Annotated in this window: 19 protein-coding genes; 6 read left to right on the forward strand and 13 right to left on the reverse strand. The window is 42.6% G+C overall.

What is annotated here, in order from left to right; all coding sequences use genetic code 11:
* Window positions 1–207: 207 nt before the first annotated feature.
* Complete coding sequence (locus AC3WJJ_RS22240) at window positions 208–1,956, reverse strand: ABC transporter ATP-binding protein (protein ID WP_492543855.1); 1,749 nt, start codon at window positions 1,954–1,956, stop codon at window positions 208–210.
* 144 nt (window positions 1,957–2,100) lie between these two features.
* On the opposite strand from AC3WJJ_RS22240, the gene AC3WJJ_RS22245 reads away from it, so the two are divergent.
* From AC3WJJ_RS22245 to AC3WJJ_RS22255, 3 genes are read left to right on the forward strand one after another with little or no spacing between them, the layout of a single operon-like run.
* Complete coding sequence (locus AC3WJJ_RS22245) at window positions 2,101–3,543, forward strand: ABC transporter permease (RefSeq protein WP_492543857.1); 1,443 nt, start codon at window positions 2,101–2,103, stop codon at window positions 3,541–3,543.
* Window positions 3,544–3,556: 13 nt separating this feature from the next.
* Window positions 3,557–5,065: an ABC transporter permease gene (locus tag AC3WJJ_RS22250; RefSeq protein WP_492543859.1), complete on the forward strand. Its 1,509-nt coding sequence runs from the start codon at window positions 3,557–3,559 to the stop codon at window positions 5,063–5,065.
* A 57-nt stretch (window positions 5,066–5,122) separates the two neighbouring features.
* Window positions 5,123–6,946 carry an ABC transporter substrate-binding protein gene (locus tag AC3WJJ_RS22255; RefSeq protein ID WP_492543861.1) on the forward strand — a complete coding sequence of 608 codons (1,824 nt, stop codon included), beginning with the start codon at window positions 5,123–5,125 and terminating at the stop codon, window positions 6,944–6,946.
* Between the two features lie 96 nt (window positions 6,947–7,042).
* On the opposite strand, the gene AC3WJJ_RS22260 is transcribed toward AC3WJJ_RS22255, so the two are convergent.
* From AC3WJJ_RS22260 to AC3WJJ_RS22290, 7 genes are all read right to left on the reverse strand, one after another.
* Entirely contained in the window at window positions 7,043–7,486 is a 444-nt protein-coding gene (locus AC3WJJ_RS22260; protein WP_492543863.1) for an OsmC family protein, read from the reverse strand.
* Window positions 7,487–7,601: 115 nt separating this feature from the next.
* Window positions 7,602–10,157, reverse strand: a complete 2,556-nt coding sequence (locus AC3WJJ_RS22265) for a beta-mannosidase (protein ID WP_492543865.1) — start codon at window positions 10,155–10,157, stop codon at window positions 7,602–7,604.
* Window positions 10,158–10,470: 313 nt separating this feature from the next.
* The gene (locus tag AC3WJJ_RS22270) at window positions 10,471–11,535 is read right to left on the reverse strand and encodes a peptidylprolyl isomerase (protein WP_492543867.1); all 1,065 of its coding nucleotides are present in this window, start codon (window positions 11,533–11,535) and stop codon (window positions 10,471–10,473) included.
* Between the two features lie 18 nt (window positions 11,536–11,553).
* On the reverse strand, window positions 11,554–13,563 hold the full coding sequence (locus AC3WJJ_RS22275; protein WP_492543870.1) for a galactose-binding domain-containing protein: 2,010 nt from the start codon (window positions 13,561–13,563) through the stop codon (window positions 11,554–11,556).
* A gap of 136 nt (window positions 13,564–13,699) precedes the next feature.
* Window positions 13,700–15,331: an extracellular solute-binding protein gene (locus tag AC3WJJ_RS22280; RefSeq protein ID WP_492543872.1), complete on the reverse strand. Its 1,632-nt coding sequence runs from the start codon at window positions 15,329–15,331 to the stop codon at window positions 13,700–13,702.
* Window positions 15,332–15,379: 48 nt separating this feature from the next.
* The gene (locus tag AC3WJJ_RS22285; protein ID WP_492543874.1) at window positions 15,380–16,273 is read right to left on the reverse strand and encodes a carbohydrate ABC transporter permease; all 894 of its coding nucleotides are present in this window, start codon (window positions 16,271–16,273) and stop codon (window positions 15,380–15,382) included.
* Between the two features lie 23 nt (window positions 16,274–16,296).
* Window positions 16,297–17,244, reverse strand: coding sequence for an ABC transporter permease (locus AC3WJJ_RS22290; RefSeq protein ID WP_492543876.1), 948 nt, complete (start codon window positions 17,242–17,244; stop codon window positions 16,297–16,299).
* A gap of 326 nt (window positions 17,245–17,570) precedes the next feature.
* Here AC3WJJ_RS22290 and AC3WJJ_RS22295 point away from each other — a divergent pair, with 326 nt between their 5' ends.
* The gene (locus AC3WJJ_RS22295; protein ID WP_492543878.1) at window positions 17,571–19,004 is read left to right on the forward strand and encodes a response regulator transcription factor; all 1,434 of its coding nucleotides are present in this window, start codon (window positions 17,571–17,573) and stop codon (window positions 19,002–19,004) included.
* The gene (locus AC3WJJ_RS22300) at window positions 19,001–20,794 is read left to right on the forward strand and encodes a cache domain-containing sensor histidine kinase (protein WP_492543880.1); all 1,794 of its coding nucleotides are present in this window, start codon (window positions 19,001–19,003) and stop codon (window positions 20,792–20,794) included. Before AC3WJJ_RS22295 ends, AC3WJJ_RS22300 begins: the two co-directional genes overlap by 4 nt.
* Window positions 20,795–20,886: 92 nt before the next feature.
* Here AC3WJJ_RS22300 and AC3WJJ_RS22305 read toward each other — a convergent pair whose 3' ends face one another.
* The 3 genes from AC3WJJ_RS22305 to AC3WJJ_RS22315 all read right to left on the reverse strand — a co-directional run bounded on the left by AC3WJJ_RS22305 (window position 20,887) and on the right by AC3WJJ_RS22315 (window position 22,143).
* A complete protein-coding gene (locus tag AC3WJJ_RS22305; RefSeq protein ID WP_492544058.1) occupies window positions 20,887–21,111 on the reverse strand; it encodes a DUF3953 domain-containing protein in 225 nt (74 codons plus the stop codon).
* A 145-nt stretch (window positions 21,112–21,256) separates the two neighbouring features.
* Window positions 21,257–21,745 carry a YfbM family protein gene (locus AC3WJJ_RS22310; RefSeq protein WP_492543882.1) on the reverse strand — a complete coding sequence of 163 codons (489 nt, stop codon included), beginning with the start codon at window positions 21,743–21,745 and terminating at the stop codon, window positions 21,257–21,259.
* A gap of 62 nt (window positions 21,746–21,807) precedes the next feature.
* Window positions 21,808–22,143: a hypothetical protein gene (locus AC3WJJ_RS22315; RefSeq protein ID WP_492543884.1), complete on the reverse strand. Its 336-nt coding sequence runs from the start codon at window positions 22,141–22,143 to the stop codon at window positions 21,808–21,810.
* Window positions 22,144–22,583: 440 nt separating this feature from the next.
* On the opposite strand from AC3WJJ_RS22315, the gene AC3WJJ_RS22320 reads away from it, so the two are divergent.
* Window positions 22,584–23,771 carry a peptidase M56 gene (locus AC3WJJ_RS22320; RefSeq protein ID WP_492543886.1) on the forward strand — a complete coding sequence of 396 codons (1,188 nt, stop codon included), beginning with the start codon at window positions 22,584–22,586 and terminating at the stop codon, window positions 23,769–23,771.
* Window positions 23,772–23,922: 151 nt separating this feature from the next.
* Here the strand turns inward: AC3WJJ_RS22320 and AC3WJJ_RS22325 are convergent, their stop codons facing one another.
* A complete protein-coding gene (locus AC3WJJ_RS22325; protein ID WP_492543888.1) occupies window positions 23,923–24,492 on the reverse strand; it encodes a hypothetical protein in 570 nt (189 codons plus the stop codon).
* 114 nt (window positions 24,493–24,606) lie between these two features.
* Window positions 24,607–24,864, reverse strand: coding sequence for a HEAT repeat domain-containing protein (locus AC3WJJ_RS22330; protein ID WP_492543890.1), 258 nt, complete (start codon window positions 24,862–24,864; stop codon window positions 24,607–24,609).
* Between the last annotated feature and the right edge of the window lie 9 nt (window positions 24,865–24,873).

Below are 24,873 nucleotides of genomic sequence, written 5' to 3' on the forward strand. Positions count from 1 at the left end.
TAAGAATGCTCTTAATGGGTTCCTCATCATTAACTATGTAATCACCACGAAAATATTTGTCAATATTTTCTTTGGAATCGCACAGATATCAAATACGAAGTGATTCTCACTTTTATATTTCTATTTGAATCATCATATAAAAAAGAAGTCTCTCTACCAGACACCAATTGGATCTAGTAGAAAAACTTCTTTTATAATAAGATGAATTTATGCAGAAGTGCTGATAGGCTGAGCAACCCAGTGTCCTTTCGACACTTCGACCAGCTCCGAATGCTCTAAGTTATACTTGTCTTCACCGGTGCGTTCTTCCATCAAGACTCTCTTCTTCTTCGATTCCACCTTCGGATCGGGAACCGGAATGGCAGATAGTAATGATTTCGTATACTCATGCTGCGGGTTGGAGTACAGTTCTTCACTCTCCGCCAGCTCAACAATTTTTCCCATATACATAACAGCTACACGATCACTAATGTGTTTCACCATGGAAAGATCATGCGCAATGAATAGATATGTCAGGCCCAGGCGATGCTGAAGCTCTTCCAAGAGCTTCACAATCTGTGATTGTATCGAGACATCCAGCGCGGATAATGGTTCGTCACAGACGATGAACTTCGGTTCGACTGCAAGCGCTCGAGCAATACCAATACGCTGACGCTGTCCACCGGAGAATTCATGTGGGTACCGTAGTGCAAAGGCAGGATCCAGTCCAACCATGTCCAGCAGCTCTTCCACCCGCTTCCGGCGTTCCTGTTTACTTCCTGACAACTTATGCACATCAAGCGCTTCACCGATAATATCAAGCACCTTTAGTCGAGGATTTAATGAAGCATAGGGATCCTGGAAGATCATTTGCATGTAGCGTCTCATTGTCTTCATCTCAGAGGTGGTGAGACGATTCACGGCCATGCCTTGATACAACACATCGCCACCTGTTGGTTGATGAAGTCTGAGGATGGCTCTTCCCGTTGTCGATTTACCACAGCCCGACTCGCCGACAACACCTAGTGTTTCACCAGCATTTATATGAAAGCTAATATCATTAACAGCCTTTAAGACTTTTCCTTTACCCATATCAAAATATTGCTTTAGCGATCTTACTTCGAGTAGTGGACGCTCGAGATCGGCTCCCGTTAGAATAAGTGGTGCTTGTTTGGGCTTCTTCTTCTCATCCAGACGAGGCAAAGCATTCAGGAGCTTAAGGGTGTAGGGATGCTGAGGATTCTCGAAGATCTCCTCGGTCGTCCCTGTCTCTACAATAACTCCATCCTTCATTACGGCAACGCGATCACACATACCTGCAACAACGCCTAAATCATGTGTAATCAGGATGATGGATGTACCGAACCGCTCTTGCATGTTCTTCATGAGGTTCAGGATTTGAGCCTGAATGGTGACATCAAGCGCCGTTGTAGGCTCGTCCGCAATAAGCAGGGAAGGCCTGCAGGCGAGAGCGATTCCGATCATGACCCGTTGACGCATACCACCTGAGAACTCATGTGGATATTGATTGTAACGAGCTTCACTGTTCGGAATTCCAACAAGCTTCAGCATCTCTATAGCTTGCTGCTTAGCTTCCTTCTGTGAAAGCTTCTGGTGCTTGATCAGACTTTCGGATATTTGTTCTCCGATTTTAATTGTCGGGTTTAGAGAGGTCATCGGATCTTGAAAGATCATTCCCATGTCACGTCCACGGATACTTTCCATTTCCTTCTCGGTCTTATCCGCGAGATTCTCTCCTAGGAAAGTAATCTCTCCTTCCTTCATAAAAGAAGGTGGTGAAGGAAGCAGCTTCATAATTGAACGTGCTGTAACACTCTTACCGCTACCGGATTCACCTACAATTCCTAGTGTTTCTCCTTTATTCAGTTCAAAGCTGACTCCACGAACTGCATGAAACTCCGAATCGCGGGATTGAAAGGATACGCTCAGGTTTTTCACTTGTAGTATCGGTTCCATTTAACTTCGCCTGCCTTATCCTATATATAAAATATCATTAATAGAGTTAACCTCTTAATCTATTGACTTTTAAAATATGCTAAAATAAAATATACTATATCACTCGGAATAATGCAATTTCAAAAGAAGGAGGCACGACATCTTATGGGGGGGACAGAAGCAGCCGGCACGAACCGGTTAGCTAACACAATTAGCACGACTTACAGAAAGATCCTTCTGAATCCTTCATATAAATATTTTCTTCTATTATTGGGGGCGCCTGTGAATCTGGTGGTGTTCCTTATTTATATGGTTCAGAGTAAGAAGGATGCTTACTCTACGCTCCGGACAAAGATTGAAGATCGCCTGCTAGCGTCAGGTTACCGAGATCAATTGCTGGCAGACAATAAAGAGCAGCTGCTTCGAAAGCATGCGTTCTTTAAGCAGAATGTAAGCGAAGATAAGCTGAGGCGAGAAGCTGAAGCGATGACAAAGGCACAGTTCCAAAGTGCTGTCGACGAACAGACCCGAAGAGAACTTCTTCTTGAAGGTCGAAACCGTCTTACCTACGCGGACACATTCGCCGCTCTCATTCAGAACCCGATTTTCTTAGCTATATCCGTAATACCCGGATTACTGATGTATATCCTAATCTTTTTATATAGCAGACCTTATCTGAAATATATAGTAGAACGTATTGTTATGAGTATATTTGTCATTTTCGGTGTAGCGGTTCTGGTCTTCACCATTCTGCACTTATCTCCATTTAATCCAGCTGCGAACATTCTGGGGGAAACGGCTACGAAAGAGCAGATTGCAGCCTTTAATCACCTGCATGGACTGGATCAGCCTTATTTGACCCAATTGTGGAACAACATCAAGGGGATTGCGACCTTCGATCTAGGTAAATCTTTTGCCGGAAATGAAGAAATCACATCCTCGATTGCAAGAAAGTTCCCGATTACACTGACCTTAACGGTCATCTCACTTATTTTTGCACTCATGATCGCTATTCCGATTGGTATCATCTCGGCTACGAAGCGAAACTCATTCTTTGACTATACATTTATGTTTATTGCCCTGCTCGGCTTGTCGATTCCGAACTTTTGGCAAGGACTTATATTTATACTTAATTTCTCAATTAAACTGCAATGGCTACCTGCTACATTCAATCCGGAGAACTGGCTTTCAATTATTATGCCGGTCATCGTTCTAGGTACAGGGCTGACAGCGGCTGTAGCAAGAATGACTCGTTCCTCTACATTAGAGGTTATTAATGAAGATTATATTATTACAGCCAGAGCGAAGGGTCTGAACAAGCGTCAAATCCTGCACAAACACGCGGTTCGTAATGCTCTTATTCCGATCATAACAGTCATTGGTCTTCAATTCGGCGGCATGCTCGGCGGATCTGCGGTAACCGAGAAGGTATTCAATATCAGTGGTATCGGGAGTTATATCGTTGATAAACAGTTCATTCCCGATATTCCAGCCATTATGGGCGGTGTCGTCTATACGGCAATCACCATCTCGCTCGTGAACGTCATCATTGATATTTTATACGCATTCTTTGATCCTAGAATACGATCCAAGATGAAACAATACTAAAGCAGGTGTACTCATGATCAAGAATCTACTTAATAAGCACCAAACTCAGCACCATCTGAAATCATCGCAAGAGTATAGCCAGGCTAGCTTCACAGGCGTTGTCTCCCTGACTTTAACCGTGATCTTGCTACTGAACAGCTATGATTTCGCTGAAAAGACGCTTAAGCCATATGTTTTCGCCGCTTTTGCCGCTTATGCTTTATTTTCAATATTACAAGTTGTCATTACCATCTTGATTCGGAAGGATCTTCTACGACACGGACATATTCGGAACTCTATCCGAGCTCTCGGCTATGTACAACTCTTTAGTATTCTCACCGGAAACATATTTATCGTAACGTTTGCGTTCAACCTCATTAAGAAGCAGAAGAATCCGGAATATACGATTGCGGTATATATGCTGTTAACACAGTTGTTCGTCATTGTGCTCTCTGCGATTAACATGTTTAAGCCTTATGTCGCGGATACATTCCTGATTGGAATGGCGATTCTGATCGTTGTCGCTATCTTCCAACTCATCGCACTGCTACTTGTTGCTAAATACGTTGATCGACATACCGCACATCCAAAGCTGATCTGGCTGGCACTGCCACTCATCCTTACCGTGGCTACGGGGAATGTATTTGCCTTGGTGCTCGGTATCAATCTCCTATCCAAGATTCGAAAGCACGGGAACCCCTCGGTTACCCGATGGTCAGATGTATGGGTGCGTATTACGAGTAACACAACAGCGATGCTAGGACTCTTCTTCATTATTTTCTTGTTCTCTGTATCCGTGTGCAGTCTGCTTACGTTTGATTATGGATTTGCCGTAGACAACAATTACTCGGCCATTTTACAGCCACCAAGTCTTGAGTATCCGCTTGGGACGGATAATTTCGGTAGAGATTTATTCTCTAGAATTGTGTTTGGTGCTCGTATTTCCCTTATCGTTGGCTTCATGTCGACCGTTATTCCACTCGTCATTGGGGGAATACTCGGCGCGATTTCGGGATACTATGGTCGTCATACCGACAATATCATCATGCGTCTATTAGATGTGCTATATGCTATTCCAGGTATTCTCCTCGCAATCGCTATTATCGCTGCATTCGGAGCGAATACAGTAAACCTGATACTAGCGCTGAGCGTTGGAGCAATTCCAACCTATGCTAGAACGATGAGAGCCAATGTACTACTCGTATCTACCTTTGAATATGTGGATGCTGCAAGAGCATTCGGATCCAGTAACTTATCCATTATTTTTAAACATATTGTTCCTAACTCACTTGCTCCGATGATCGTCAAATCTACCTTAACTATTGGCGGAGCTGTTATTTCCACCAGCAGCTTGAGCTATCTGGGCCTTGGGGTTGAGCCTCATATTCCAGAATGGGGAAATATTCTGAAGATTGGAAGTACCTATCTCGAAACGAACTCATACCTTGCCATTTATCCGGGACTTGCCATTATTGCGCTGGTACTGTCCTTCAACTTCCTAGGGGATGGATTACGGGATGCACTTGATCCCAAGATGGATTAGTCGTCAATATGTGTACTACATTTTCACAACATAAAATGATCAGGGGGAACACGCATCATGAAAAAAAGATCGATCTTGCTACTGCTGCTTACGCTGGTTATGGTAATTAGCGGTTGCACCGTCAAAACCAAAGACGAGGCTGCTTCAAAACCGACTGACACCGCTGGTGAACAACCAGCAAATCCATCAGCTGTAACTATCGAACTTCTCGGTATGAGTTCTAATGAATCGGATGTGAACATCATCCGTGACCAACTTACCAAAAACGGCTTCAATGTGAAACTCAACTTGCAGCCTGACTACGGTAGCTTCAAAGCTCAAGAAGATGCTGGAAACTATGATATTTCCCTCTCTGGCTGGACAACTGTAACGGGTAACCCCGACTACGCGGTTCGTTCCGTGTTCAAGACGGGTGGAGACTACAGCAAGCTTTCCGATGAGGAAGTTGATAAATTGATCGACCAGGCTGCTACACAGTCGCCTGAGGACGCCAAAGAAACTTACAAACAGCTCGAACAGCGTCTAGTAACCGACAAGGCTTATATTGCGCCACTGTACATTTCACTGAAAAGCCAAGCCATCAACAAAGATATTTTGGATGAGAACTCCGTTCGCTTGTCTAAATCCCGCTCCCTTCCTTGGGAAGCTGTTGATTTCAAAGACCAATCAAAGCGTGATAAAGAACCTTTGATTCTAGCTCAATCGTCTTCTACGCTGACATCCCTTGATCCGATCAAAGGTAACGATGGATCGATCAACATCATTAACACGAACATGAACGTTCGTCTGATTAACCTAACGGATGATGACAAGATCACTTCCGAGGGTTCTCTGTCCTACAACCACAGCATTGCTGAAGGGAACTCCGAGTATTACTTCATTCTTAGAGATGACATCAATTTCGCTCAAATTAAAGACAAACTTGCCGTAGATTCCGGCGAGCGCGTTGGTGCAGATGACGTTGTATTCTCTTTGAACCGTGCTAAGGATAAAGATTCCGTTCCAGATCACCGGACTTATACTTTGCACGAGCACATCAAAGACGTTGAAGTTGTTAAAGATCTGAGCGCATTAGATGGCGTTAAGGTAGCTGGAAGCGATGAAACCGTAAGACAATCGCTGGAAAAAGGTCTGGATAGCAAAATTTCTGCCCTCGTGACAGACAAAAACCAAGCTAGCACGAAAGACGGAAAATATCAGGTCATCAAATTGACAACAACAGAGCCTTTCCCACAAGTACTGAATTACCTGGCTCATCAGTCTGCCGGTATTGTATCCAAGAAACAGGTTGAGAGCATTAACACTTATGATGTAGCTAAATTTGATGTAAACAAAGACGTTCCTTACGGTGACCAGAATACGGTAACTGAAGGTGACAAATACAACAACACATTGTTTGCAAGCGGTCCGTACATTCTGTCTTACAAGAACGACTATGAAGCTATTTTCTACAAGAACCCTGGTTACATGAAGGGCACTGAGAACGAGCCTAAGATCAACCAAGTGAAAGTTCGCTTCATTAAAGATGCTGACAGCACGCTGTCTGCTTTGCGCAGTAACGAGATTCATCTATACTACGGCGTTCCAGAAACCAAGTATGATGTCATTAAAGGCGACAGCAAGCTGAAGCTGCAATCTATTGAGAGCAACGCCGTTTCATACCTACTCTTCAATACCAAGAACCGCGATGTGGCGAAGAGCGAAGACTTGAGAAAAGCAGTTCTGTACTCCATCAATCAGGACGAGATTCTCGCTTTCTATGGCGGCAATAAGATTAAAGCCTTCTCCACTGTTAGCCCACTGGTTAAGACCGGTAACGAACTACAGGCAGACCCAGCAAAAGTTAAAGAATACTTGACTAAATATCAAGCTTCTAAATAATAATTAGCTATTAAAAGAGGCCTCGTACAGTCCATGAACTGTACGAGGCCTCTTCTCTATAGATAAGACATCTTCATGAACAAAGTGTCCGCTATTTTAAGATTCGATAATAATTTCATTCAACTTCAGCTTCACAGGATTTTCAATCGTATCTCCTACCGGGCAGGTACGTTCGATGAATGCCACAAACTCTTCAACTCGTTCTTTTGGCGCATCCGTCTTTATATGTATATTATATCTGATATCGGAATATCCACGACGGACATCCGATTTATTCATAAATCCATCCGTATCGAGTTCTCCCTCAACCTCAACCCAGAAGTCTTCCAGATTGACATCAAATTTCCGAGAATAGACGCGTGCCACAATGGACTGGCAGGCTCCTAGAGCACATAACACCAACTCCACCGGATTCATGCCTTCGTCCGTCCCGCCTAAAGATTTTGGCTCATCAATTGTAATCTCAAAACTTCTTGATTTCGCTTTAACAACCATTCCCTGTTGCAGATGTGCTATCGCTCTAAAAGTTTCTACCGGCATACAATCCCTCTTCTCATGAATTTTTAATGTGTGAATGTAGCCCTCCAAAGGATCAGGATCATCCTTGGAGGGCTCGTTCTATTGCTTAACAATGCCTGAAACCAATTCCATACATTTACTGTACGGCTACAGATTCTGCAGTAATGCAATCTGCCATGGAGAATACCAACACATCCCCTGGAGATGCTGGAATAAATGCTGTGTCACCACCAGAATGACGGGCACTAAAAGATACGATCTTCGCTTTACCTGGAATGAGATCGAAGAAGTTGTCACTGAATATTCCCTCAACTTCTGCCGACAGCCACACATAACGAGCAAATCGACTACTCTCTACCTTAAAGGATGTTCCACCGCTTCCTGCCACTTCTGTTACCTTGATATCTGCTTGTTGCAACTGTAGTTCCTTATCGTTTACAAAATAATGTTCTTTATGATCCACGAGTTCTGCTCCAAGCTTCAATTCAGCGCATAACACAACTGAAGACGGATCGTGCGAACCCAGCAGCTCATCCACTTGTACTTGGTATACAACGAGTGCTGCTTGTGGATCAGCATGCACAGGTAGGGAAAGCCCCTGAAGCTCTTCTCCATCGAAGTTATAAAGCGCTAAGTGTAACTCCCCTGTCACCGACTCAGATATATCGGATATCAAGTGAACTGACAACGTGTCATCCTTTTGTTCGATCGCAAGACATACATCTCGAAGACTCCGCTTGGCAACATACTGCATTGCCTTCCAGCGACCCAAGTAGTCCATTCCTGCCCAAGAAGCAACAGGCCAGCAATCATTCATCTGCCAATACAGCGTTCCCATACAATAAGGCTTGTTACGACGATGAGCCTCTATTGCAGTCTTCATCGCTTCGGCCTGTAGCATTTGGCTCATATAGAGAAACGATGGGAAGTCCTTCGGTTCATTCATATACTGGTCCATATAATTCTTAATTAGACGATTACCTGCTCCATTCTTCTGATGCGCCAGCATGACTTTGGATTCCAACTCCATATCGGTCTCCTCAGCATACGTTCTTACCGTTCTCGGTTCAGGGAACGACTGGAACCCATATTCACTCATGAAGCGACCAACATAGACGTTATAGTTATCAAACGGTTCGGTATTATGCCATACTCCCCAGTAGTGAATATCTCCACTCGTTGTGCTTGGATTCGAATGCTGATTCTTATCTCTGCTGAGAGAGACGATCGGAGAAGATGGCCAGTACTCTGCTCCAGGTGCACAAAGACTAACGGCTTCCGGCAAAACCCGGTGAAAAATAGCCTCATAATCAGCCCATATCTTTTCACGAATCTCGTGGCTATAATCTTTCTTCCATCCCCAGCCTGCTTTTTCGTCATAATGGGCCCATGCAGAGTCGATCTCATTGTTCCCGCACCAGAGAACAATGCTTGGGTGATTTCGCAGACGAGTGATGTTCTCCTCCGCTTCCAGACGAACGCTCTCAAGGAAAGCTTCATCACCTGGATACATGCTGCAAGCAAACATAAAGTCCTGCCACACCATCAACCCGTATTCATCACACAGATCATAAAATATTTTCTCTTCGTAAATACCGCCACCCCATACACGAAGCATGTTCATGTTGGATTCGGCCGCGGATGCTATCTCATGGCGATAACGCTCTTCAGTCACTTCCGTCAGGAAACTATCATTAGGAATATGATTCGCACCCTTAGCGAATACAGGCGTTCCGTTGAGTTCGATGTAGAATGAAGTTCCAGCTTGATCTGCCTTCTGAATAAGCTTTACACTCCGTAGTCCCGTGCGAACCTCAGCATCCGCTACAACGCGATCTCCACTTCGAATCTCTGCTCGAAAATCATATAAATTCGGATCTCCAAGTCCTCTACTCCACCACAACTGTGGATTCTGTATTTCCATTTCAAGCTGAGCTATATTAGTTCCGCTATCCAGCTTAAGCTCCGACTTCCACTCTTGCCCGGCCGCCGTAACGACGAGGTTACCATTCAGTTCATCATCTGCTTCAACAGTCACAACAGCTGTAACTCGTGCAACAGATTCATTCACTTCGTCCTGACGAATAAACAGATTACGAATTTCCACTTCCGACCAAGCCTCAATCCGGCATTCACGCCAGATGCCACTCGTTACAAAACGCGGTCCCCAGTCCCAGCCATAATGGTAAGGAGCTTTACGTGCAAAAATACTAACTCGCTTATCTCCCATGCCACCTACTTCGGATTGATCATTCGATGCCGGAAGCGCATACCCGAGTTTCTCTAGCTTCGGCAGATCTTCCTGAATTGGGGAACGGAACAGAACCCGGATCTGATTCTTACCTGCAGTTACCCGCTCCTTGATATCAACCCGCCAAGAGCGAAACATATTGTCTGCGGACAGAACGACTTTTCCGTTAACGTATACATCGGCATATGTATCAAGTCCATCAAACACAAGCTCTAGATGAGATGCTGCCAGCTGTTCCTCTGAAATGTCAAAGCTCGATTCATACTCCCAATCCTTCTTATCAATCCACTGCAGATCGTGCTCATTCGTTCCATAGAATGGATCAGCAATAATACCGTTCCGAAGTAAATCCGTATGTACACATCCAGGTACTTTAGCAGGTAGCCATTCTTGTTCATCACAAGCTTTAAATGTCCAGTTACCTAAAAGTTGTGGTTTCATATTCGTCTCCTTGAGGTTTATTAGAGCTGTACCAGATCAAGAAGATATACACCCTCCAGGAAAGCCTTTTCATTTATCCTGACGATGAATATCTATCATTCACGAAGACAACTCTGAGAAATCTATTACCAATAAATAATAAATAGAACACTAACAAAATAATAACGACTCAATAAAATTATCATAATAATATTGTGTTTTCAATAACAAAATTATAAAACAGGTGTTAGTTGCACAAATTAAAGAAAAACAGAGCTTTCCCAAAAGATCTAAGATCTTTGCGGGATAGCTCTGTTTGTTTTCCCCTACAAAATTATACACTTTGATCCACACGAGTCTTGTTGTATTGCTTATGGTTTATTTCAACTTCTGCTGACTCTCTCTGTTTCTTCAACCAGATCTTATACTGATTATCAAGTAACCGATTCATAATATCCTCTTGTACCTCAGCTACCGGATAGAAACCTTCATCTCTGCGTTCTAATCCTTGCAACACAGCGAATCCACCTTCAATCGTTATGACATTGCTAATCTCTCCAGGGGATAGTTCTCTAGCCGCTTCTAACAATTCAGTCGCATATTTATGATCTCCCCGTTCCGTCGTTTCGTCAAATACCTGTTCTGAAAGTTCGACCATCTCTTTATTACGGTCGGCGGCTTGATCTAACGAGTGTGAACGTTCGGCCTCAAGTTTGACCTGCTTCGCAATGTTCCAAGCTTTCTCTTTAACCTGTGTTGTATTGTTTACCACCAGCTTCTTTGTTCGGATATACAGTGGTTTTTTGTAGAGTGAATTCTTTTGTTCACTATAGAATGTAAACACTTGATGCGGGGAAAGGTCGAGCTCGCTCTTCGCCAAATTCTCCTTAAGGCGTATGACCATGTTATTAAATGAATATTGAAAAAACTCTTCTTCGCCATAGCTTTGCGGACCATAAATCACTTCACCATGTTCCACTGCCTGCTTCCTACGTTCGTTCTCCTTCTTCAGCAGTTGAAGAAACCCTTCGTATGAAATATCGGATTCAGCTATGACTCCTGTTTCAACAGCAGCTACTTGCTGCAATTTGATCGAAACACACCGCTCCAAGGCTCTCTCCCGAAGCAGCTCCATTGGAGTGGATCCATCAAAACTTTTGTCCCAAAATTCTTGATCATATTCTACTTCATATTTGGTTTGGAATTCATGAATGACGCCCACTCTTTCAAATGACATGGCCGCTTCAAATTCCCGCACGGATACATCAGCACCATTAATCTTTAACACATACTGGTCAGCATTTAGATCGCTTTTCATGATCCAGTAACCCCCAGCGGCGAAACAAAGGCTAACCAATCCAATAATAACGGTCAACATGTATTTATGTTTAAGAAGCATCCTTTCGTAACCCTCCCCTTACGGTGAGTTTGTACCATACACTTCAGCCTCCACATAGTGGTTCCAGATGTTCACGTTGCTTCCAGCAGACCAGAATCTAACGTATCTGGCTTGTACAGGACTAAAGGTGATCTCTTTACCCGCTGCTGTCTCAGCATACTCTGCATCCGTGCCTACTCCCTGTCCGGCGCTGTTATTAGCGTCGTTATTAAATACCGTGGTTACCCCGGTGGAGAAATCAGCGGTATTAGACAATTGAACAATAACATCTTTATATTGTCTGCCATCGAAGTAATGCCACAACTTTACCCGATCCACGAGATAGGAAGCGCCAAGGTCTATTTTCAACCACTGTAAACCGGAATCCAGTCCTGCATACAGCTCCTTGTTGTTGGCAGAACCATCTGTTGCATAAGCAGGATTATTCACGAAGCTACCCGAAGTAACGGATTTGCCTAGCGCTAAGTTCGATGGAACACTAACATTGGCCTGATGTTCGTACACACCACGATCCGGATTTCCATAATAAAGGGAATTGCCCCAGAAATCCTTGCCACCGTTATTTGGAATGCTGACACCACTATTGAGAGCAGGGGATGTGTTCTTCAACTGATACCCTGCCAGTGTGTTTCTTCCAATCTGTCCTGTTCCCGGGTTCACGAACTGAGGATCTGCTGTAATCTTGTTCGGGTCATTTGGCGTAGAAGCATAATTGCCGTAGAAAATATTATTATTGTAAGTGTAATTCGCTCCCCAGCCGCTAGTAGATGTCGTTCCTTGGTTGTAGAAAATATTATTCTTAAAGGATGCCGTTCCGCTATTCGTATTAAATACGTTAGCTTTCAGACCACTCCGAGTATAGAACACATTGTTATATACACTCGCATTAATTGGATTCGTTGCTGTGATTAAGTAGTTCTTATCGTTCTGACTTATGTTGTATCGGTAAATAGCGTCTCTAGAGTATTCCGTACCATAACTGATAAAGAGCATAGCTCCCCCTTCGTTGTCATGGCTGTAGTTGTATTGAAAAATCGTCCGGTTCGTCCGGGCATCCGCATCCCATGCCATACCGTCTCTTGTATCTTTGCCGTTATACGCCTCGTTATATTGGAAGACAGCATCATCCGCCGAATATGCCCACATTCCTGCATTGTAACTAATATTGTTGTTTCTGAGGTTGAATCCGTCTATCGTGTTGTATTCAATTAATGGAGACTGAACCCCTTGCGCTACAATACCATCACCGCCGATGTTACTGAAATAATTATTGCGGATGACAACATTGGTGCTTCCAGTCCATGGACCAGCTCCTCCAGTCTCCCCGGTCCGGTTAGACCATGATGTCCATGTCAGCGTAATGCCTTCTCGGTCAAGATCGCGTATGGTTGAGTTCTCAATGAGAATATCATTAAATTTGGTGATCGTGCTGCTCCCCGTAATTTGAAAGAACATGCCACCCGTATCTTTCGCTGTATTATTGTTCGTATGCGGGATATTAGGCCATACATCATGAATGACCAAGTTCCGGAAATACAGATGATTCACTGTTCCGTAGTCCTCCGCATGAACGTAGATCCCTCTTCTTGTAAAAGAATCTGTATAGTTCGCCGAGATGTCGAGGTTACTAATCTCCCAATACTCCTGATTGAACAGATGTAAGGTTTGCTTGGAGGTAGCACTGCCTGTAAACGCCGGCTTGTTCCCCGTTCCATACATATCGATCTTGATCGGTTTGCCGCTCGCTCCTGATCCCTTTGGCCAAAGTTCTCCGCTCCACACGCCACCTGCTTTAAATAGAATGCTATCTCCCGGCATAAACGTTGTGCTGTTCACCTTCGTTAGGGTCTTCCAAGCAGTGGTTGGACTTAAACCATCATTTGCATCATTCCCACTTACTGAGTCTACATAGTAAGCGCTATCATTTGCAAGCACACTTGAAGCCTTTTCCGAGAATGCTCCTACCGTGACCATACATAACATGACCACCACCAACATAATGACCTTCCTAACTCCTTTTCGATTCATGCATCTGCCTCCTATATATTTAATACGCAAAAGCGCCTCTACTTAATAGAATCTGTTCTTAACCTAATACCTGAACATTTCCTGTTAATCGGAAGAGACGCTTTTACGGTGAAACCTAATTTCTCATGTTTATGCTCTATTCAATTCCGGACTCTTTTGCCTTGGAATTGACCTCTTCAATCATTTTATCGAGCCCTTTGGATTTGTAATTATTCACAATATCGTTCCATACTTGATCAACCGGCTCTTTGCTCAGCATCACTTTTAAGAGATCGTCATGATCAAGAACACTGAACTTGTCCTTACTTGGTGTAGACATGTAAGTCAAACGAATATCATAATCTGCCACTTTTGAGTTTTCCATACTCCAGTTAATAAAATCAACTGCTTCTTGTCTAATCTTTTTGTTCGCGATCGTTGGGCTATCCATATCATAAGCAGCAGAAGTATTATAAGTAACCAGATTTAGCAAGAGGCTCTTAGCTGGATATTTCTCGTTAAGATTCTCTTCGTGAAGAGGAACCTTCTTATCTCCTTCTACCTTATAATCTTCACCTTCGATACCGTATGTGAGCAAATCAAGACCTTCTTGGGAAAGAACATAATCATAAATTCTCATGATCCGGTCCATCTTCTTGTCGTCCATCTTCGCATTAAAGTAGCTTTCTGACCAATACGTCTTAAATACAGGGTGATAACGTTCACCATCTAGACCTTTTAATGGTTTTAGTACTTTTACATTCTCAGTGAAATCTACATCTGGATATGCTGTCTTCCAACGTTTCTCATAGACGTTCTGATCAATACCTGTGAATCCGCCACCCATCAATAGTGCTGCTGATTTACCAGATACAAATTTATCATAAGCTGTGTCTGGCTTCGTCAAAGCGATATCCGGGTCTACTAGCTTGTTATCAAACATTTCTCTCATATTTTGAAGAGCAGGTAGTGAGTTCTTGCTGAATACTGCTGGAACGAATTGACCATCTTCTTTAATCCATTTGAAATCGCTGCCGCTGCCATCGCTTGTCGCTGCTGCGTTTCCATACAACCAGAAGAATCCACCTAACATTTTAGTCGTTGAAGAAGTCAGACCGGTTACTTTCTTGCCTTCTGGGTCTTTGTCTACGATAGCTTGCAGCATGGCTTTAAACTCATCCCATGTTTCAGGCTCTTTCGTAATACCCGCTTGTTGAGCAAGGTCCCATCTGTACAATACAGGACGGTCAAGTACACTCCATTGAACCGTAGGGAACATACGTCTAGGTACGTTATAGAACTTACCGTCTTCACTAAGTCCTTTAATATCAGGCGTTTCAAAATACTTAGCCAAGTTCGGGTAAGCGGTCATATCTTCTGGAAGAGCTTTAACTATCCCCTGGTTTACCCAGTTTCTATAGTACTGCGTTCCAATTGCGTCTGTCGCAAAGATATCTGGAAGCTGACCAGAAGCAGCCCACATTTGATATTTCTGTACATAGTCATCCCATGTCACGTTTACAGGCTTCAGTGTGACGTTGAATTTCTTCATCAGATCCTGAAAAATTTTATCTTGTTCAAACTTAGCGGCAACATTATCGATATCCCAATAGGCTAGCGAAATTTCAAGGTGATCCTTGAACGGATCATCGCTAGAAGTCGTTGTGCTCGTTCCCCCATCGCTATTGTTGCCTTCATTTGCTACTTCCTTTGTACCGCATCCAGCGAACAAGCTGGCCATCATCACAAGGACGATGGTGAGCATGCTGAATTTGCGTAGCTTTTGCATATAAAACCCTCCCTTTTTTTGTATAGCAGATGTCTGTATGTGAAAGTGTTATTCTTTCATGGATCCGACAAGGATTCCCTTGGCGAAGTGCTTCTGCAGGAATGGATACACAAGCATGATTGGCAAACAGGAGATCACGATACTTGCCATTTGCAGACTCGGCGTGTATACCTTGGACAGATTTTTCTGCTCTGCCATCGTCATCGCCATACTATTGAGTGATGAGCTAGCCGTAATCAGAACATTTCTGAGATAGATCTGTAGTGGAGCCTTGTCCGCATCACTGATAAAGATCAGGGCATGCCACCATTCATTCCATCGTTCAACGGCGTAGAACAGTCCAAAGGTTGCCATGAACGGCATGGAGATCGGAATAATGATTTTGAGCAAAATATACATATCATTCGCTCCATCCAGCTTAGCGGACTCTTCAAGTCCATCTGGAATCGTGCTGAAATAGTTCTTCATAATAATCAGGTACATCGTATTAATACCTGCTGGAATGATCATAACAAGAATGTTATTGATGAGTCCCACTTCTTTAACGATCAGATAGAATGGAATCAATCCTCCGTTAAAGAACATCGTGAACAGGATGAGCGTTAAGGCAAGATTTCTACCTGGCATTCCTTTTTTGGAGAGAGCATACGCGCCTGCCACAGAGATAATCATACTAAAGATCACTCCGCCTACGGTCACTAGAATTGAAACTACGAATGCATTCCAGAATTTCGAATCCGCCAGAACTACCTTATAAGCTGTAAGGTCAAAAGATAGTGGTAGCCAGTACAAGTCGCTCTTACTTATCACATCAAACTTAGCAATCGATATTATAAGAACATTATAAAAAGGGTAAAAAGTAATGATTGCGAGTATCCCGAGAACGATATAGGTTACTAAATCGAAGGTACTCATTTTCTTCTTCGTTACGGTCTGTTCCATGTCGCTTGTCAGCTCCTTTCAGGTTAATACAATCCTTGTTCTCCCATCTTCTTCACCGTGATGTTCGCGATTACCAGAAGCACGAGGTTGATCACTGACTTCAGAAGTCCGACCGCGGTCATATAACCAAAATCTGCACCGACTGTAAATGTCGTTCGATAAATATAGGTATCGATGGTATCCGCTACGGAATATACCGGTGAACTATACAAGTTGAAGATTTGATCAAAGCTACCTCCAAGACTCATCAGTCCCCCAACGGTCAGTACGAATAGAATAGCTACCGTGCTCTTAATACCTGGCCAAGCGATGTATCTTAGGCGCTGGAAACGACTTGCCCCATCAATCTCAGCAGCTTCATACAAATCTGGATTGATCCCCGCAAGCGCTGCCATATAAATGATTGAGTCCCATCCAATCTCTTTCCACACATGGCTTATATAAAGCATAGGCCGGAATTCGTTCTCATTGACCATCGGAGAGGATGCATCCATGCCGAACAGTGCAAGAATCTGATTGTATACCCCATCATTACTGAGGATATTGGTCAAGATACCCGCGAGAACAACCCATGAGATAAAGTGAGGAAACGTAAACAATGTCTGAAAGAACTTTCTCGCCTTGTTCCGGGAGAACTCATTCATAATAATGGCGAGAATAATAGGAAGCGGAAAATGAATAACCAACTTCGCAAGACTGATGATCACTGTATTTTGAAAAGCATTCCAGAATTCCATATCATCCACTAGCGCTTTGAAATGATCAAATCCAATCCAAGGGCTTCCAAGAATCCCTTTGCTGAAATCGAATGTTTTCAACGCAAGTGTAACCCCATACATCGGTAAATAACTAAACACCAAGTACCATATAACGACAGGAAGCAACATTAAATAGTGATACTTATATTGACGAACCGTACTCCATAAAGCGCCTTTAGAGCTGCGCCCCTCCGATCTTCTCTCTGTTTTCATCCACTCTCGCCGCCTTACTGTTGTATTTTCAAGATCGTGCGCCGCCTTGCTGAATGCGTTTACATTCATCGGAATATCCTAACGGCTCATGTCGAGTTCATGTAGTCATTATATAAAGCTTCTGTTCTGACGCATATAGACATAATTCGGGTTCTATTTGGAATTAATTAAGATTGTTACTTTTCGCGTTATATCATAGTTTTGTATATAAACATCGTAAAATTGTACATATTCAAACTACGCTTCTACCGTTTACCGAAACCGAAAAGTATTGTATCCTTTCGATATAAAGTGAATACGCTTTCAGTGCGACATAGGAGGTCCATATGTACAAAGCTATAGTGGTTGATGACGAGAAATGGATCGTAGAGGGCATTAAAGTAGGAGTAGATTGGGAGCGATTCGGTTTTGAGGTTGTCGGCAGTGCGGAGAATGGGCAAGAGGCCTTAAGACTGATCCAAGAGCTTCATCCAGATGTCGTCTTGACCGATATTAAGATGCCCCTGATGAATGGACTTGAATTAATTAAGATGGGACGGGAGATGTCTCCAGATACGTTATTTGTTGTTCTCAGCGCACACGCTGAATTCGCATATGCTCAAAAAGCGTTAAACTATGGTACGTTTGGTTATTGTCTCAAGCCGTTTGAGATCGAAGAAATCCACAGCACGCTGAAGAAACTGTCATCCACATTAGCAGACCGCAAGCGTTCAACTATCCACCCAAGTTCTTCCCCAGAGTTGTACGAATCCATCTGTGCTAACGAAACGGAGATGGTCAGAAAGATTCTGCGGACACATGGAATGGAACCGAATGGTCAAGTGAACTTGCAACCTATTGTCATTCAAAGCAGTAAATTGCCTGTGATTTCTGGGGAGATACAGCATTTAAGTTTTCAGATGAGCTCTAGGCGATTAGGCTGCTTAGTATATGAGGATGCATCGAAGGCTTTTATAGCGGATATATTATCTCGCTATGATGCATCAGTACATAGTATCGGAATAGGCTATCCCCTCTCTGACCTTACTGAGCTTAGCTCATCCCTTGAGGCTGCCTCACTTGCATCTTACGGAATGTTCACAACGGGCAAATCTGGCGTATTCCATGCTCCCCCGCATCTGAATCCGCTGATTGAAGAAATGCTGCGTAATCTCTCGGAATCTTTGGTCAAGAAAGACAGAATTCAGTTTATGACTTGTATGAACACAGCTAGAAGTCAATTTCATAACGGACAATTTAGCATCAAAGATGCCTATCTGATATTCACCGCACTCATGACTTTATTCTACCGAGAGGGTGCAACGAGTTCTGCCAAAGTATTCGAGGGTTATGAACAGCTCTCCTATCACTATGGAGACGCTGACAGAATGATCGACTATTTGGTAGAGCATACACTAGAATACCTGTCCGAGGAACCTCCCTCTATGGTGACAGAGGTTTCCCATAAAACGATCAAGAAGATATTAGAGTTTATCCATGATCACTTCACAACCGAAATTTCGATCCAATCTTTATCGGAGAAATTTTATCTGAGCCCCAATTATCTATGTCATTTATTCAAAAAAGAAGTGGGAGATAATTTTATCGAATATATATCTCGACTTCGGATTCAATACGCTTGCAAACTACTGACGGAGACGGATCTGCCCATTAAGCAAATCGGTGAGAAATGTGGCATCCATGATTACTTCTATTTCACAAGAATCTTCAAGCGAATCCAAGGGCAGACCCCTACCCAGTACCGAGAGCATACGAAATGAAGTGGTTCAAAAAACTATCGATCCGCATCCAAGTGATGATTATCGGGCTCATCGTCATCGCCATGGTGCCTATTATTGTATGGAATGTATATAAACAGATGAGCGAGTTGATCATTGATCAGAATACTCAATATAACAAAGAGCTTATAGAGATTATGAAGGAGCGCGTCTCTTCGAACTACGCAGAGGTATCCAAGCTCATGGTGAACCTTGGTTATGACGCAACCGTTCAGAATTTCCTTGCGGAAAGCGACAATCTGAAAATCTATGAAATATCCAAGAAAATAGATAGTCTCATGGATGTTTTTAAGAATACGAATCCTGATATATTGGACATCTCCATCGTAAACAATGCAGGAAAGCTCATATCATTAAAGGGAAGTATCCCTGATATCTATAATCTAGCGAGCAGACCTGAGCAAGGTGGGGCCGTTCATTATGCGGGCTTTCGAACCGCTAGTCATTACAACGATCGGGATAAGTTCCTATTCAGCATGAATATTTTTTCACTGGGCAATAAAGCTACATACGGAGAGAATGCCGGCTATATGATGATTAGTCTGGATTCGCATTCCATTAATAAGGAGATCGAGAAATACCCAAGACTAGCTGGGACGAACTTCTATCTATTTGAGAATAATCATCTCGTGTTCTCGAACAGCAGTCAGGATAAGGATCTTATTGAGCAGATTAACAGTCTACACATTGAGAAAGACCAAGATCAGTCCGTTATTAAGACAAGCGCAGGAAAACGATATATTCTTCAGTCCCATGTGCTACCCGAGATTGAGGGAAAGATTGTAACGGCAACACCGATCAGTATCTTAATGAAAGGACTCCAGCCTTTAAAAACGAAAAGCTTTGCCTTAGTCTTTATTATGTTGCTACTCATCTCCATCCCATACAGCATCTTAATGATGAACATATTAAAACCGCTTTCCAAGCTCATGACTTTCATGAAGCAATTGAAAATCGGAAATCTTAATATCCTGCAATCCAAGGTCCGATTGGAAGGCTACGCGGAGATTGAGATGATCTCAAGTGAGTTCAATACCATGCTCCAGCGGATCAATAATTTAACGAATCAATTGATACAATCGGATACAGAGCTGTATCAATCAGAGCTTGAGAAGCAGCGTCTGCAATACGCATTTCTACAGAGTCAGATTAACCCTCATTTTCTAAGCAACACGCTGGATACCATCAAGGGAATCGCCATTGCGCAGGGGAGTAAGGAAACCTATGAAATGGCTGGGGCTTTAAGCCGAATGCTTAGATACAGCATCAAGGGAGGAGACGAGGTGAGTCTTGGCGACGAGCTGCACATTGTCGAGGCCTACATCCGAATTCATCAGTTAAGGTTCTCTGATCGGTTTACGTATAAACAACATTGTCCGGAAGAACTTATGCAGCTTCGTATTCCGAAGATGATCATTCAACCCGTTGTTGAAAATGCGCTGACGCATGGACTTGAGACGTTAGCGACAGGCGGAATCGTGAGCATTCATGTACAGCAGGACGACCAAGGTGTACTCACGGTCACCATATCGGATAACGGCAGTGGCATAGCCCCCGCTCGTCTGGAGGAGCTGCACAACATGCTGGATTCTGGAGATAAAGACAAGGTACTGAAAGAACATATTGGTGTCGCAAATGTCCATCACCGAATTCATGTGAAATACGGCGATCCCTATGGATTAAGCCTACGAAGTGAGCAAGGTAGAGGGACCGAGGTCACCCTCTCCTTCCCTTCGGTAAAGTCTGAATTTCATGTGGATAGAGTAGTTTAACGATACAAAGGATGCCGGAATGAATCTCCGGCATCCTTTGTATATTACAGACTACTGGGTGCTATATGTATTCCATTAGCTAAGATGCTTAACTACAATATAAAACTTTGGATAGATACGAATAGTATGAATGCAAAGAAGATCATCAAGAACCAGCCTTTGTGCTTGTTATTTTGCTTAAATTCATCTAATCCCATCACAAATATAGTTAAACCCATAGATAGCATCATAACGGGTTGATACTCAAAATTATCCGTTATAAGCCCATAAAGCCCTACTGCTATGGTGACTGTAGAAAATATTACTCGCAGTATCATGAACAACGTTAATCTTCCTCCTCAGCGTCACGGTACTGTTAGTCCTCCAGAATCTGTACATTCTTAGCTGTTCTACGCTGGGAATCGTCTAGGCTTTATACCATTTCACAATGCCCCAACGTCTTTCACCCATATCGGCTTCCTCCTAAGCAATATAAAAGATGAGACCTTGGCTCTGTGCTACAGCTTGGCTGTAGAAACGTCTTATTTCATGAAAGTACTCCAGCATATAGGAGAAGAATGCATCCGCATCCTCGTCTGAAACTGTATCCGGATCAAGAGGATATACTTCCTCCCTGACCATGGCAGGGAAATCATACCGCGAGCGTAGCTGCGCCTCATCTAGCTCAGACATAGCTTGAGATGCTTCTGCAACTTGCTCGGCAGTTAAAATGAATGCTCCAAACGAGCCAAAATCGATGCCTTTGTCTGACTTTAGTGGAACCACAAGGCCAAGAGGAGGCTCTCCATCAGAGATCATTCCACAAAGCAAATAGTGAATCGCCTCCCAGGTACGATCAATGTTCAGTCCCGGATAATCGCCTATGGTTAGACTCTTAAGTGAAACTTCTCCTGCTTCAATCTGCTTCACCAGATTGTCATTCATCGCTACATAATATCCACGCATTCCCATGTTAGCATCCTTCCTTCCATTATTAATCGTAACCTTACTGCAGTATCTCGTGACATATCAAACTACCCGAAATATTGAAGAAACAGCTGATACAAGGCTATAAAAAATCCTAAAACACTCGCTTTCATTTTAGAAGAATGATATCTTTCGCTGCGATACAAATAAGGGAAAACCGCCATAAATCCTATGGGAATAAATAGCTGAAAGACACCTTCCATTGTACCGTAGGAAAAAACGGGCATAATCGATGTACTGATCAAAAAGTAAATAAAAACGGTAAAACGTCTCGTTTCTAATTGCTTGCTCCACCTTACTAATAAGAAAATGATAATAATTGCGATGATCGTAATATGTAAAGGCGGTAGAACAATAGCAGCGTTCCCAAAACTAAATTCCATTCCACACCGCCTCCCTCTTTGTTAATGGTTGTTATACGAAACTTTCTTGTTAGAATAAAAATAGTAAGTGTTTGTTTTCTCTCATCTTCTTTACTAACTTAACAATTCCTCGAATTATAATAATAGATAAAATGATAATTAGGATTGGAGCAAATTCTAACATAAACATAGGAACGAATGCTGATAATGAAACGAAAATCTCATAAATGAAGAAATAATCAACGATTCCAGCAACGACACAAGACATCACAATAAATTGAAATTTCTGATAATAATAACTAAGCCTATAATAGGCTCTCCTTAAATAATCAAAGGTTTTCATATTTCACCTCAACGCATTTAATTTACAATATGATACGATTATGTTTATAAATGGTTGCGTTTGTTTGTATAATGGTGAGTATAGAGACAACAAATATGAAGTGAAACGGAGAACCATGATGATCCATACGTTTAAGAAAAGTTCGTACAAGCTAACTGCCGCTGCAGTTCTCTTGATTGTTGCCTTGGGTGCCATCTTTCTCAACATGGCATCCGATGACGGAAAGAGTGCCGAGCTGGACACAACTGACCAAGCTGCCAGCCCTAATCGGCAGTTGTCCCCTGTGTACGATAATACATTTAGCTTGTTTAGTAGCCTTGATCGGGCACTCGATTTTCCGAAGTATGACTTTAAAGTACCTGACTATCTTCCTGAAGGTTATCAGCTTGAGAATATAACTTATTCTATAAATTTCTCCAATGCCGACCGGACTGATCTTATTGATGTAGCATCCATTAGTTTTGTAGCTAATTTTGGCACGGATCATGAACAAAGAATAGAAATGATCGCTTCCAAGGGCCAGGGTAATTTATTGGAGCACAATCAACTATGGGGGGCTAACTATCCCTACCACAATGCTAAAGAGACCCCGAAATACCAACAGAAAGCCGTAATGATTGGCAATACCGAAGGTACTCTATTCACGGATAAGAAAACCCTAAAGAAAAAACCAGAAACAAGCAAAAGCTTTTACTGGCAGGATGACAGTGTATGGTACGCAATCAATTATTTCAACGCTCATTTATCCCAAGAAGATCTCACCAAAATGATCCAATCCTTTGTACTTCCACAGCAAGTGCAGCATATCCGCTACGATGGAGATGGAAATTCATATGTTCTTTATGATGAAAAGGATCTGCTTGCAGCCAAGAATATTCTTGGCCTAAAGGTAAGAATCCCAACTAAACTGTCTAAACTTAATCTGGATTATTCCATTCTACTTAAAGCTGACGATCAGAATACTGACTATGGATTCAGACAAGTAACGGACACGCTGTGGACAGTATACAGCCCAACGCGTGATTCCTCAATGTATGGTGTAAGCAATTATTTATCGCTTTATCAGAGTAAGGAACCCCTTTTCGATGCCTCCAAGCTATCGTTCACACGGAAGCTTGAGATAGATGGCGTCGAAATTTCGGCTTATGAAGACCAGAAACATATCTATGTAATGCCCGATAAAAAAAGAAAATGGCCTATTTATTTATGGAAGCAAGATGATATTTATTATACCGCTGTTTTCTCTGGCATGGACCAGGAACAGGAAGACAGCTTGAAAGAAATAATCTCAGCTCCCTTGCGGTAGAAGTATAGAAGAGGAAGAGTATATTTTGGGGAGCAGATTAAATAGAGGCAAGCCCCTCTCGATCAATTCGGGAGGGGCTTCATATTCTTAGAAGAGTAACTCGCAATCTTTATGCTCCCATACATCAAATAAGTTTCATTATTACTATTCATTAGTGGTAGATATCCAATTTCCATACTTGATCTTCTTTCTGTAGACCTAAAGCCATGGAATGGGTCATTGTTTCTAAACTAATCGTAATAAGTACAGTTACCTTATTCTCCTCAGCCGTACTCTCATCCACTTTTAAAGAATCATAATATCTGTAATGTAATGCTGTTTCGGAATCATCATTCATTGTATTCTCGAAATAATCTTCCCGAAATTTATCTTGGTCAGGAAGTTGACCGCCATTATAAGTAATCTTATATATCAAGTCTGGATCGCCTATTGAAAGACAGTAAAGATAAACCAGCACCATGTCCTCAGGGGTGAAGTTGTAAAGGTCTTGCAAGTTCCTATCCGATTTAAAGCGAGTAAAAGCCTCCTGTTTCTCTAAAGATAGCTGTTTAAGATAAGAGAACTTTTCAACGTATTCCTCAACAGGACTCGTGTTTATATCATGATTAGAAGATTTATTCACTTGGACTTTTTCAAGGGCTTTCACGGGAGTTTCGGACCTTATGGTCTTAACTGTGTTGCCACTGCTGCATGCCGACACTAAGGAGATTATTACTAGCATGAACAAAACAAATCTTGCTTGCCTCAAATTATCACTCCTCAATATAACGGATTCATCACAACCGCTAATCCCCCGTACGCTATCATATCCATCCAGATGAAAATAGGAAACCGTTTATAAGTCCATAAGTATTCTTTTCTCTAGCGCCAACGAAGCTCTCCTTCGAACATATTCGTGCTTGTCTTGTAAAAACATTCTTAAAAGCTCATCTAAATTGTTATCTGGATCAGCAATTTCTCCAAAAGCGTAGGCTACCTGCCATCGTGCTTCATAATCTCCATTCATCAAGGCTTTAGGGGCTAGGCATTTTAATACTCTTGGATGTTCAATTAGTGTCTGTATTACATTTTCACACTCGTTATCTCTTGCCAATATGTAGAG

It is taken from the genome of Paenibacillus sp. FW507-14B1B (assembly GCF_058781425.1).

Coding starts and splice junctions, on each gene's coding strand:
- AC3WJJ_RS22255 (WP_492543861.1), top strand. CDS start 5,123: ATGAAAAAAAGATCGATCTTGCTACTGCTGCTTACGCTGGTTATGGTA.
- AC3WJJ_RS22320 (WP_492543886.1), top strand. CDS start 22,584: ATGATCCATACGTTTAAGAAAAGTTCGTACAAGCTAACTGCCGCTGCA.
- AC3WJJ_RS22310 (WP_492543882.1), bottom strand. CDS start 21,745: ATGGGAATGCGTGGATATTATGTAGCGATGAATGACAATCTGGTGAAG.
- AC3WJJ_RS22270 (WP_492543867.1), bottom strand. CDS start 11,535: ATGCTTCTTAAACATAAATACATGTTGACCGTTATTATTGGATTGGTT.
- AC3WJJ_RS22275 (WP_492543870.1), bottom strand. CDS start 13,563: ATGAATCGAAAAGGAGTTAGGAAGGTCATTATGTTGGTGGTGGTCATG.
- AC3WJJ_RS22315 (WP_492543884.1), bottom strand. CDS start 22,143: ATGGAATTTAGTTTTGGGAACGCTGCTATTGTTCTACCGCCTTTACAT.
- AC3WJJ_RS22325 (WP_492543888.1), bottom strand. CDS start 24,492: ATGCTAGTAATAATCTCCTTAGTGTCGGCATGCAGCAGTGGCAACACA.
- AC3WJJ_RS22265 (WP_492543865.1), bottom strand. CDS start 10,157: ATGAAACCACAACTTTTAGGTAACTGGACATTTAAAGCTTGTGATGAA.
- AC3WJJ_RS22240 (WP_492543855.1), bottom strand. CDS start 1,956: ATGGAACCGATACTACAAGTGAAAAACCTGAGCGTATCCTTTCAATCC.
- AC3WJJ_RS22300 (WP_492543880.1), top strand. CDS start 19,001: ATGAAGTGGTTCAAAAAACTATCGATCCGCATCCAAGTGATGATTATC.
- AC3WJJ_RS22260 (WP_492543863.1), bottom strand. CDS start 7,486: ATGCCGGTAGAAACTTTTAGAGCGATAGCACATCTGCAACAGGGAATG.
- AC3WJJ_RS22290 (WP_492543876.1), bottom strand. CDS start 17,244: ATGAAAACAGAGAGAAGATCGGAGGGGCGCAGCTCTAAAGGCGCTTTA.
- AC3WJJ_RS22250 (WP_492543859.1), top strand. CDS start 3,557: ATGATCAAGAATCTACTTAATAAGCACCAAACTCAGCACCATCTGAAA.
- AC3WJJ_RS22245 (WP_492543857.1), top strand. CDS start 2,101: ATGGGGGGGACAGAAGCAGCCGGCACGAACCGGTTAGCTAACACAATT.
- AC3WJJ_RS22305 (WP_492544058.1), bottom strand. CDS start 21,111: ATGATACTGCGAGTAATATTTTCTACAGTCACCATAGCAGTAGGGCTT.
- AC3WJJ_RS22285 (WP_492543874.1), bottom strand. CDS start 16,273: ATGGAACAGACCGTAACGAAGAAGAAAATGAGTACCTTCGATTTAGTA.
- AC3WJJ_RS22295 (WP_492543878.1), top strand. CDS start 17,571: ATGTACAAAGCTATAGTGGTTGATGACGAGAAATGGATCGTAGAGGGC.
- AC3WJJ_RS22280 (WP_492543872.1), bottom strand. CDS start 15,331: ATGCAAAAGCTACGCAAATTCAGCATGCTCACCATCGTCCTTGTGATG.